The organism is Bradyrhizobium sp. 62, assembly GCF_023073035.1.
Taxonomy (GTDB): Bacteria; Pseudomonadota; Alphaproteobacteria; order Rhizobiales; family Xanthobacteraceae; genus Bradyrhizobium.
Window position 1 is genome coordinate 382733 of sequence record NZ_JADPIT010000016.1, and the last position, 4113, is coordinate 386845.

Sequence of the window (4113 nt, forward strand, 5' to 3'; positions counted from 1 at the left end):
AAACCACAGCGAGTGGTTTGGCGAAGATTCGTCGTTTGGTACTCCTGATGACTGTATCGATAGATCACGCGGTATGGGTCCCGGCCCCGTGCGCAATTGCGCACTAGGCCGGGACGACGGTGGAGTTAGTGGCCAGAGATTGGGCCCCCTCACTTTGTGAGAGAAAACCCCTGCGGCCGTCCGTCATCCGAATTGCCAAGAGAGTAGCAGACCTTGCCGGTTGCCTCACCGCGCGCGCGTCGCTATCGTCCCCTCAAACAGGCCGCAAAAGGCCTAAAAGACAAGATGTCCAGGGAGGACGAGGATGCGGAGCGTACGAGCGCTCGCCGCGACGGCGGCGCTATCTTTGCTGGCGTTTTCGACCATTGCATTCGCCGGCGAGCCCAAGCAGGGCGGCATTTTGCGGATGTACCACCGCGACAGTCCCGGCAACGCCTCGATCCACGAAGGCGCGACCTACTCGCTCAACGTTCCCTTCATGCCGGTCTTCAACAACCTCGTCATCTACAAGCAGGACGTGGCGCAGAACAGCATGGACACCATCGTGCCCGAGCTCGCCGAGAGCTGGGCCTGGGTCAACGACAACAAGACACTGACCTTCAAGCTGCGCCAGGGCGTGAAGTGGCACGACGGCAAGCCGTTCACCTCGGCGGACGTCAAATGCACCTTCGACATGCTGATGGGCAAGTCGCAGCAGAAGTTCCGGCAGAACCCGCGCAAGAGCTGGTACGAACAGGTCAACGATGTCTCCACCAACGGCGATCTCGAGGTCTCCTTCAACCTGAAGCGGCCGCAGCCTTCGCTAATTGCACTGCTCGCCTCGGGCTACACGCCGGTCTATCCCTGCCACGTCTCACCCGGCGACATGCGCACGCACCCGATCGGCACTGGCCCGTTCAAGTTCGTCGAGTTCAAGGCCAATGAATCGATCAAGCTGACTCGCAATCCCGATTATTGGCGCAAGGGGCGGCCCTATCTCGACGGCATCGAGTTCACCATCATCCCGAACCGCTCGACCGCCATTCTCGCCTTCGTCGCCGGCAAGTTCGACATGGCCTTCCCGACCGAAGTGAGCATCCCGCTTCTCAAGGACGTCAAATCGCAGGCGCCGAACGCGGTCTGCGTGGTCGAACCCAACAATGTCGCCACCAACATCATCGTCAATTCGTCTGCGCCGCCGTTCGACAATATCGACATCCGCCGCGCCATGGCGCTGTCGCTCGACCGCAAGGCCTTCATCTCGATCATGTTCGAGGGCCAGGGCGACGTCGGCGGGACCATGCTGCCGCCGCCGAATGGGCTGTGGGGCATGCCGAAGGAGATGCTCGAGACCATTCCGGGCTACGGCCCCGACATCAACGCCAACCGCGAAGAGGCCAAGAAGCTGATGCAGAAGGCCGGTTACGGACCGGATAAGCATCTCGCGGTCAAGGTCTCGACCCGCAACATCCCGGTCTATCGCGATCCCGCCGTGATCCTGATCGACCAGCTCAAGAGCATCTATATCGACGGGGAGCTCGACGTGGTCGAGACCGCAAACTGGTTCCCGAAGATCGCGCGCAAGGACTACATGCTCGGGCTCAATTTGACCGGCAATGCCGTCGACGATCCCGACCAGTCCTTCTACGAGAATTATTCCTGCGGCTCCGAGCGCAACTACACTAATTACTGCAACAAGGAGATCGAAAAGCTGTTCGATGTGCAGTCCCAGGAGACCGACATCAACAAGCGCAAGAAGCTGGTGTGGGACATCGACAAGAAGTTGCAGGAGGACGTCGCCCGCCCGATCATCTTCCACGCACGGACCGGCAGTTGCTGGCAACCTTACGTCAAGGGCGTGACGGTGATGTCCAACAGCTCCTACAATGGCTATCGTTACGAGGATGTCTGGATGGACAAGTAGCGCGGGCGACTGACGGGTTCGACGGGAGGCGATGCATGTTTGCCTATCTGGTGCGGCGCCTGTTGCTGATGCTCGTGACCCTGTTCGGGATCTCGATCGTCATCTTCTTCCTGCTGCGCATCGTCCCCGGCAACATCGTCGACATCCTGTTTGCCGCGGCCGGCTATGTCGATCCCGCCGACAAGGCCAATTTGGAAAAAGAGCTCGGCATCGACCAGCCGCTGGTGGTGCAATATTGGCACTGGATCAGCGGCTTCCTGCGCGGCGATTTCGGCTACTCCTACGTCTCCGAGAAGCCGGCGCTCCAAGAGATCCTGCCACGGATTCCGATCACCGCACGGCTCGCCGGGCTGGCGCTGCTGTTCTCGGCGTCCATCGGCATTCCCCTGGGCGTGATCAGCGCAGTGAAGCAGGGAACGAGGCTCGACTACGCGTTACGTGTGGTGAGCCTCAGCGGATTGTCGCTGCCATCGTTCTGGCTGGGCCTGCTTATCCTCACCGCCTCGGTCGCGATGTTCAACCAGATGCCGATCTTCAACCCGAATCCGGCGACCTGGCTGGAAGCCTTCGCGACCTATGCCGTGCCCGCCGCCGCCGTCGGCTTCCGCAGCGCGGCGCTGACCATGCGCATCACGCGGTCCTCGATGCTGGAGGTCCTGCGGCAGGACTATATCCGCACCGCGCGTGCCAAGGGCGCATCGGATGCCGCCGTGAACTACCAGCATGCGCTGAGGAATGCGATTCTGCCCGTCATCACCGTGATCGGCATCGAGGCGGCGTTCCTGATCGGCGGCCTCATCGTGACAGAGACGGTGTTCAACATCCCCGGCGTCGCGCGTTTCTTGGTCGAGGCGATTCGCTGGCGCGATTATCCGATCGTGCAGAACCTGGTGATGCTGATTGCCATCGTCGTGGTAAGCGCGAACTTCATCGTCGACATGCTGTACGCCGTGTTCGACCCGCGCATCAGGTACACGGATTAGGAGAACCTGTTGGCCGCAATCGACTATGACGTTGAACTGAGGCGCGCCGGGGCGCACGCGACCGTCGGCTGGCGGCGCGTGCTGTTTTTGGCGCAGCGGCATGTGCTGGGCGCGGCCGGGCTCGTCATCATGACCCTGTTCGTGTTCACCGCGATCTTCGCCGACTTCATCGCGCGTTACGATCCGCTGACGATCGATGCCGCCCGGGCACTGGCGCGTCCAAGCCTGGCACACTGGATGGGCACGGATTCCTTCGGCCGCGATGTCTTCAGCCGCATCATCCATGGCGCGCGGATCTCGCTCGCGGTCGGCATCGGCTCGACGGCGCTGGGCGGCAGCATCGGCGTGATCGTCGGCCTCACCTCCGGTTATCTCTCGGGCTGGGTCGATCTCGTGTTTCAGCGTGTCTCCGATGTTCTGCAGGCGCTGCCGCTGCTGGTGCTGGCCCTGATCATGACCGCGGCGCTTGGGCCGTCCTTGCCGAACGTCATCATTGCGATCGCCATTCCGCTGATCCCGACCGTCTCGCGCGTCATCCGCGCCAACACGCTGGCGCTGCGCGAGCTGCCATTCATCGAGGCCGCCAAGTCGATCGGCATGAGCGAGGTACGCATCGCGCTCCGTCACGTGCTGCCGAACACGCTGGCGCCGCTGATCGTGCTTGCGACCGCCCAGCTCGGCTCGACCATCCTCACCGAAGCCTCGCTCTCCTTCCTCGGCCTCGGCATTCCCGAGCCGTACCCGTCGTGGGGCCGCATGCTCTCTGAATCCGCCGCCGAATATGTCCGCACCGCGCCCTGGCTGGTGATCTTCCCGGGCATCGCCATCAGCCTCGCGGTGTTCGGCGCCAATCTGTTCGGCGACGCCTTGCGCGACATCCTCGATCCCCGGCAGCGCGGCTGATGACTGACAAATCCGATCTCGTGCTCGAGGTGAAAAACCTGAAGACGGTGTTCTTCACCAACTCCGGTCTGTTCAAGGCCGTCGATGATGTGTCCTTCACGGTGAAGCGCGGCGAGACGCTGGCGATCGTCGGCGAATCCGGCTGCGGCAAGAGCGTCACTGCGCTGTCGCTAATGCGGCTGGTGCCTGATCCCCCCGGCCGCATCGTCGGCGGCTCCGTCACGCTTGAAGGCACCGATCTTCTGACGCTGGACGAAGCAGAGATGCGCGCCGTCAGGGGCAACCGCATCTCGATGATCTTCCAGGAGCCGATGACCTCGCTCA

The 4113-nt window shown here is 62.3% G+C and carries 4 protein-coding genes; all 4 read left to right on the top strand.

Features of this window, described 5'->3' with window-relative positions; genetic code table 11:
* The first annotated feature begins 304 nt into the window (after positions 1-304).
* Positions 305-1903 (top strand): ABC transporter substrate-binding protein, encoded by a 1599-nt coding sequence (locus IVB47_RS20815; protein WP_247426691.1) that lies wholly within the window; start codon positions 305-307, stop codon positions 1901-1903.
* Positions 1904-1938: 35 nt separating this feature from the next.
* Positions 1939-2886: an ABC transporter permease gene (locus IVB47_RS20820; protein WP_247463815.1), complete on the top strand. Its 948-nt coding sequence runs from the start codon at positions 1939-1941 to the stop codon at positions 2884-2886.
* Positions 2887-2895: 9 nt separating this feature from the next.
* Entirely contained in the window at positions 2896-3789 is an 894-nt protein-coding gene (locus IVB47_RS20825; protein WP_018455966.1) for an ABC transporter permease, read from the top strand.
* A partial coding sequence (locus tag IVB47_RS20830) for an ATP-binding cassette domain-containing protein (protein WP_247463818.1) occupies positions 3789-4113 on the top strand: 325 nt, incomplete at its 3' end. The genes IVB47_RS20825 and IVB47_RS20830, both read left to right, overlap by 1 nt.